General features: G+C 67.3%; 6 protein-coding genes. 4 read left to right on the top strand and 2 right to left on the bottom strand.

The annotated features are described in order from the left end of the window. On the bottom strand, positions 1-763 hold a 763-nt coding region (locus tag ACWDKQ_RS34500; RefSeq protein WP_450142959.1), incomplete at its 3' end, for a cyclic nucleotide-binding domain-containing protein. A 608-nt stretch (positions 764-1371) separates the two neighbouring features. Here ACWDKQ_RS34500 and ACWDKQ_RS34495 point away from each other — a divergent pair. The 4 genes from ACWDKQ_RS34495 (at position 1372) to ACWDKQ_RS34480 (ending at position 4806) form a co-directional block, all read left to right on the top strand. Beyond that, positions 1372-1632: a helix-turn-helix domain-containing protein gene (locus ACWDKQ_RS34495; RefSeq protein WP_450142958.1), complete on the top strand. Its 261-nt coding sequence runs from the start codon at positions 1372-1374 to the stop codon at positions 1630-1632. Continuing rightward, entirely contained in the window at positions 1629-2396 is a 768-nt protein-coding gene (locus ACWDKQ_RS34490) for a bestrophin-like domain (RefSeq protein ID WP_450142957.1), read from the top strand. The genes ACWDKQ_RS34495 and ACWDKQ_RS34490 overlap by 4 nt, the downstream gene beginning before the upstream one ends. After that, positions 2396-3559, top strand: a complete 1164-nt coding sequence (locus tag ACWDKQ_RS34485; protein WP_450142956.1) for a DUF6923 family protein — start codon at positions 2396-2398, stop codon at positions 3557-3559. The genes ACWDKQ_RS34490 and ACWDKQ_RS34485 overlap by 1 nt, the downstream gene beginning before the upstream one ends. A 212-nt stretch (positions 3560-3771) precedes the next feature. After that, positions 3772-4806 (top strand): cation diffusion facilitator family transporter, encoded by a 1035-nt coding sequence (locus tag ACWDKQ_RS34480; RefSeq protein WP_450142955.1) that lies wholly within the window; start codon positions 3772-3774, stop codon positions 4804-4806. Between the two features lie 868 nt (positions 4807-5674). Here the strand turns inward: ACWDKQ_RS34480 and ACWDKQ_RS34475 are convergent. Further along, positions 5675-6130 (bottom strand): PPOX class F420-dependent oxidoreductase, encoded by a 456-nt coding sequence (locus ACWDKQ_RS34475; RefSeq protein ID WP_450142954.1) that lies wholly within the window; start codon positions 6128-6130, stop codon positions 5675-5677. Positions 6131-6532 lie beyond the last annotated feature (402 nt).

The raw sequence follows: 6532 nt of genomic DNA, 5'->3' as shown, positions 1-6532 counted from the left end.
ACTCCCGGGGCGCGAGTTCGTAGTCGACGTAGGTGCCGGCCAGCGTCGGTTCGCCGGAGTGCCCGGAAGTGACCTCGATGTCCGCCTCACCGTGCACGTTGTGCGCGCCCGTCGGTCCGGACAGCGCGGACCGGATGTGTTCGCGCAGCGCCTCGGAGCTGCCGTTCATGTCGTGGAAGGACTGCTGCCGCAAGGAAAGCACGGTACAAGGCGTGACCGCTTTGTACGTGTGGTTCCAGGTGGTCGTTTCGCCGCCGAGGATGTGCGCGCCGAAGTACTCGCCGTCGGCGAGCACGCCCAGGACGGTGTCGTCGCCGTACTCGCCGGTGCCGATTTTGTTGATCTTGCCGTGCGCGATGAGCACGACCTGGTCCGCCGGCTGCCCGGCGGTGGCGATGACCTGCCCCGGCTCGAATTCCCGCTGCTCGAAGCGGTCGGCCAGCGCACCCAGCGCGGAGTCGTCGTCGAATCCGCGCAGCAGCGGGAGTTCCCGTAGTTCTTGCGGGATGACCCGGATGTCGGCGCCGGTGTTGGTGAAGGTGACTCGTCCGTCGCCGAGGGTGTAACTCAGCCGCCGGTTGACCCGGTACGCGCCGCCGGAGGCCTGCACCCACGGCAGCATTCGCAGCAGCCACCGCGACGTGATGCCCTGCATCTGTGGGACGGATTTCGTCGTCGTGGCCAGGTTCCGCGCCGCCGCCGTGCTCAGGCTCAACTGCGGCGCTTCGGCGTCGCCGGTGTTGAGCGGATCCGTCACAGTCACGCCAATACCACCAATCATCTCTGTTTGTGAAGGGGCGGGCAGGGAATCTTGAACAGTGATTGTTCGAGGAATTCGAGGTATCCGAATGGAAATGTCCCGAGGCGGGAATGCCGTCGGTTCCGCAGCGTGCTTTATCGCCCGCCGACGGCGACGTTAGCACCAGCGATCTCGGCCGTACAGTCACCCGAACGTGCTGCGTGTGACGGACCGGACTGGCGCGAATGTCGCATCGTCAAGATCACCTGAATCGCGGCTTGCGCGGAACTCAGCGTGATCGTCAACGCGATCGAATTCCGGTATTCGGCCGAATGGCTTTCGTTTGCGCCAATCAAATGCGCAAATTTAGGAATATTCCTCGGGTGGATTGCTCCGGGTGGGCGACGAAGCGTGTGATCTCGGATTCCACGAATCGGGTTATCCGAGTTCTGGTGATCGAGGAGTACTGTTCGGGCCACGTTGAAACCGAGTTCTGCCCGGTTCTTCTTCGGAAATTCTGAAATTGCGTCGACCAGACGTTGTCGGCGCCCGCAGCTTGAGTTTGGGAGGCGGGGGAGCGTGTGCGAATGCGGCGTCCAGTCGATCGGAGCGACTCGGGGGGAGATGTTGGCATGAAGTGGAACCTGCGGTTGGTCGCGGCCCAGCGCGGCATCTGGAAGGCCACCGAGATGCAGCGGCGGCTCGCCGATCGGGGCCTTGTCATCTCCGCCGGAAAGATGTCCGGCCTGTGGTCCAAGACCCCGGCCAGCCTGAAGCTGGACGACCTCGACATCATCTGCTCGGTACTCGGGTGCGGCGTCGGCGACCTGCTGGTGCCGGAGCCCCGGCAGGTCGTGGTGCGCGGCGAATCCGCCGCCGGAGGCGCGGAATGAGCATCTACCTCAACGGCCTGATCTGGGTGCTGAGCGCGTCGGTGGCTGCCGCGGTGATCGGCTACCTGGTGCGCCGGCTCGGTCAGGACGAGGGGCGGCCGAGCAACAACGACGCGGCCGGCCAGGTGTTCACCATCGTCAGCGGTCTGCAGGCGGTGGTGCTGGCCTTCGTGCTGGTGACGCTGTTCGACACCGTGACCGACGCGCGTGAAGGCGTCTACCGGGAGGCGCAGGCCCTGGTTTCGGTTTCCTGGGCGGCGGAATCGCTGCCCGGGCCGACTGGCGACGAGGCGCGCGAGCTCAGCGCGCAGTACGTGCGGACGGTCATCGGCGGGGAATGGACCGTCATGCAGCAGGGCGGCCAGGTGGACGGCCCGGGCTGGGCGCAGCTCGACCAGTTGCGGGCGACGGTGCTGCAGGCACCCGCCGACGGCGAGTTCCAGGAGGACCGCAAGACCGAGGCGATCACCCAGCTCAGCCAGGTCTACCAAGAGCGGCACGAGCGGCTCACCAGGGCGTTCGACCGAGGCGTGGTCGCGGTCGTGTGGTTCGTGCTGATCCTGGGCAGCGTGGTGTGCGTCTTGCTGCCGAACCTCTTCGGCGGCACCAGGTTGTTCCCGCACATCGTGCTGGTGTCCACATTGGCCGGTGCGTTGACGTTGCTGCTGTTCGCGATCTTCCAGTTGCAGAACCCGTTCAGCGGCGGATCGCGGATCGGTCCGGACGCATTCCTGTGGGCGCTCGAACGGCTCGGTCGAAGTTGATGCGGTGGCGTTTCACGGCGGTGCCGACGGTCCTTGCGGCGGCGGCGGTGCTGGCGGCCCCGGCGGGCTGGGTGGTGTCCGCGGGAACGGCACCGGGATGCACGGTGCTGCAGGTCCGAAACATCGGACCGGGCTCGGTTTCCGCGCTGTACCGGGTGGTGCTACCGGCTGCGGACAGCACCGGGCTCGGCATGCTGGAGTACCGGATGAACGCGCTCGGCTATTCCGGTCCGCAGGACCTGGTGTACGGAATGGCCGAGCGGGGCCCGTTCGGGCGGTTCCCCGACGGCGCCCACGTGGTGGCGCTGGACCGGGCCGGACGGGCGCGTGACCTGGGTCCGGTGCGAGCCGCCGCGCGTCCGCTGACCGCCCCGAAGGCCGGTGCGATCAAGGGGAACCGCTGGTACGTCGGGAATGGCGGATTCCTGTACGCAGTGGACGTCGATCCGACGAGTGCGACGTACCTGAACGTGCTGTCTATGACGGCGATCCAGCCGTGGCGCGGGCCGTTCGCGCTGGACGACTTCGATGTCGACCCGGTGGACGGCGAGCTGTACGGGGTTTCGATGACCTACCGCGGCATGCCGGCGATCGTGCGCATCGACCGGGGCAGCGGGCGCGTCAGCAAATTGGCGGATACGCCGGGGTTGCCGCCGAGCGGCTACGGATCGGTGGTGATCGGTCCTGACCGGGCGCTCTACGTCACGGCAAACCAGGTCGGTGCGCTGTACCGGGTCAGCCGCGACGGTTCGGTGACGAGGCTGGCCATGGTGCCACCGGTGTCGAGCTCCGACGTCGCCGGGTGCCTGCGCCAAACCCCGCCGCCCAGCCCTCCGCCGCCCCAGCCGCCGACCACGACTTCGCCGACAACGACTCCATCGACCCCGCCGCCGCTTTCGACGACCCCAGCTCCGACGCCGACCTCGGCGCTCCCCAGCCGAAGCTCCGGTCCGCCCACGCCGAGCCGGGTCCCGCCATCGACCCTGCCGACGTCCTCCCGACCGTCGCCCGCACCGCCTCCGGAGCCCGGAGCCTACGTTCCGCCGACGCAGGCACCTCGCGTTGATCACGCTGGGCATGACACCAAGGAGAAGCGGCGCTGGGCCCTGGCGATGTTGCTCCTGTTGATCGGCGGCAGCGCCGCAGCGCGCCGCCTTCGCTGAGACCGACGTTTCCTGTGGTGTCTACGGCAGTTGTGGTCGGGATGGCGCCCCATACCACTCGTGGGCTATTCGGACCAATTCGTCCACTTCGGACTTCTAGTGCTCCCGTAAATGGCTCCAATTGCGATTTCCTCTCAGTAGCAGCGTTGTCGCGTACCCGGTTAGCGGCCTATCGTTCGGGGTGTTCCGGTCACCGAACCCGAGGAGGACCGGTGGATTCGGGAAGCCGAACTCCGCAGCGCGGTCACGGCCACACGCACCGCGGCGGCGGCGTGTGGGTAAGGCTGAAGCATGCGGTTACGCCGCACAGCCACAACGCCGCCGAGGTCGTCGACGGTGCGTTGGAAGCCAGCCGCAAGGGGATGCGGACGTTGTGGATCTCCTTCACGGCACTGCTGGTAACTGCCATCGGGCAGGCGTTCCTGGTGGCCTTCACCGGGTCAGTCGCGCTGCTCGGCGACACGCTGCACAACTTCGCCGACGCGCTGACCGCGGTGCCGCTCGCGATCGCGTTCCTGCTGGCCCGGCGTGCGGCGACCCGCCGCTTCACCTACGGGCTCGGCCGGTCCGAGGACCTGGCCGGGCTGGTCATCCTCGCGGTGATCGCGGCTTCGGCGGCGATGGCGGGTTGGGAGGCGATCCGGAGGCTGATCGATCCGCAGCAGGTCGATCACCTGGGCTGGCTCGCGGCCGCTGGGTTGCTGGGTTTCGCCGGGAACGAGCTGGTCGCCCGCTACCGCATCCGGGTCGGTCGGGAGATCGGCTCGGCTGCCCTGGTCGCCGACGGACTGCACGCGCGCACCGACGGGTTCACCAGCATCGCGGTGCTCGGCTCGGCCGGTGGCGCCGCGCTGGGCTGGCGGTGGGCCGACCCGGTGATCGGCTTGTTGATCACGGCGGCGATCGTCGCGGTGCTTTGGGGTTCGGCGAAGGAAGTTCTCGGTCGGGTGCTCGACGCGGTCGACCCCGAATTGGTCGGCCGCGCGGAACGGGTCTTGACCAGCGCGCCCGGGGTGCACAAGGTCGACGGGCTGCGGATGCGCTGGATCGGTCACGCGCTGCACGCCGAGGCCGAACTGGACGTTGCCCCCGAGCTCAGCCTGGCGGAGGCGCACCGCATCGCGCACGACGCCGAACACCGCCTGTGGCACGCCCTGCCTCGCCTAGGCGGAGTGGTGATCCACACCCACCCGGCGGGTCCGCAGGCAACGGCCGACCACGACCTGGTTTCACACCACCGCCGCTGAACAGGACCACAAGTCGCTAGAGCCGCCACCAAGGCTGTTCGGCATGCGGCGTTGTGATGCGGCGGCGTGTGTCTCTGAAGCGCCGAGGCGCTCAAACGACCTGCGGCAAATCCAGTGATGGGCGCTAGTGAACGGCCCGTTTGTGGCGTCTATTGAGGTGAACGGGCCCGTTCGCTTCGCGGCGGTGGATTGGGGGGATGGGGTGAGCGGCCTGTTTCTGGCGTCTATTGGTGTGAATGGTCCGTTCGCTTCATAGCAGTGAATCCTGATGCGGCACCGCCGCGCCGTGAGTTCCCAAACAGCCTCGGCAGCTGCCCTAGCAGCTCACGGCCCCCGTAGCGGCTCAGCGAGAATTCCTTATCACCTAAGAAGATCTACCGTCCTTGGTCGTCGGTCTGCGTAGCCTCGCATGATCCGCGACGTGGGAGGTAGCGATCGTTGTGCCGGATCCGGATCGGATAGAACTGCAAGCCTCAGCGGCGGAACTTGGGGCTCGACCTCGACGATGCGACGACCGACTTCTACCTGGCGCTCATCGCCGCGAACGTTGAGGCGTACCGGGTGGTCGACGCGCTTCCGGAGCCTGTAGCGGAGATCACGCAACGGCGGTGGCGCGAGAGCCAGACGAAGACTCGTTGGGCGCGTGGTACGCGCGCATGGAGTTGCGACCCGCGACGACGGACCGCTGGCGGACTCCTCCAACGGCCTGACCCTCGTCGTCGGATTCGGCTGGCTCGCAGCATTCGCGATCTCCCTCCTGCGCTTGCAGGAGGACCCGGCGGCCGGTCTTCCGCATGATGCGGGTGCCGGTTCCGTGGGGAAACACAACGATGCTGGAGTGATCAGCAGATTCCCTCGGGCAGGGCAGTTAGGCGAGGCGGGGCGGGAAGCCACCGGTGGCGATGGGGCCCCAGCGTTCGATGTGGATGCGGATCAGGGACTTGTTCTGCCGGGCCATCGCTTCCCGGTACTCGTCCCAGTCCGGGTGCTCTCCGGAGATGCAGCGGAAGTACTCGACAAGCCCGTCGAGCGCCGCGGGCATGTCCAGCACCTCGGCGCGACCGTCGACCTGCACGTACGGCCCGTTCCACTCGTCGGACAGCACGCAGATCGACACCTGCGGATCGCGGCGGGCGTTGCGGGTCTTGGCCCGCTCCGGATAGGTCGACACCACGATCCGATCCTCGTTGTCGACCCCGCACGTGAGCGGGGACATCTGCGGGCGGCCGTCGGAACGGGTGGTGACCAGCAGGCCCCGGTGCCGGGGCCGCAGGAATTCCAGCAGGGCATCGCGGTCGACTCGATCGGCGCGGGCGATCGCCATTGGACTTGCTCCCTGAGTTCTGGGTTTGGCGGGCCACCAGCGTAGTGGCCGCGCCCGATAGTCGCCGAACCATCCGAAGCGCCAGGCACCGGGGGCGATGGCCCAGCGTGCTGCCGCCCCAGTCATGCCTGCCGAAGGTTCCGCGGAGGCGTGCTCGGTGCTCTGATCCATTATGGAACAGGGCGATTTGACGGTCTTCACGGCGGATTCCTGCGCGGGTATGGGAGGCCGGTGGTTTGCAGGTATCCACGACAAATTAGCGAGTGCTTAAGAAAACTGGCTCTACTGACGTGTCCGTGGGTGGTGTCAGCTGCTGGTTTGGCCCTGGAGATGGGGCACGCCGTTGCTGTGTCTAGGTTTCTGGCTTGTGAAGGTCAGGAACCGAGGAAACGGACAACGGCG

It is taken from the genome of Saccharopolyspora sp. NPDC000995 (genome assembly GCF_053599315.1).
This window is presented reverse-complemented; position numbering and strand designations above follow the sequence as displayed.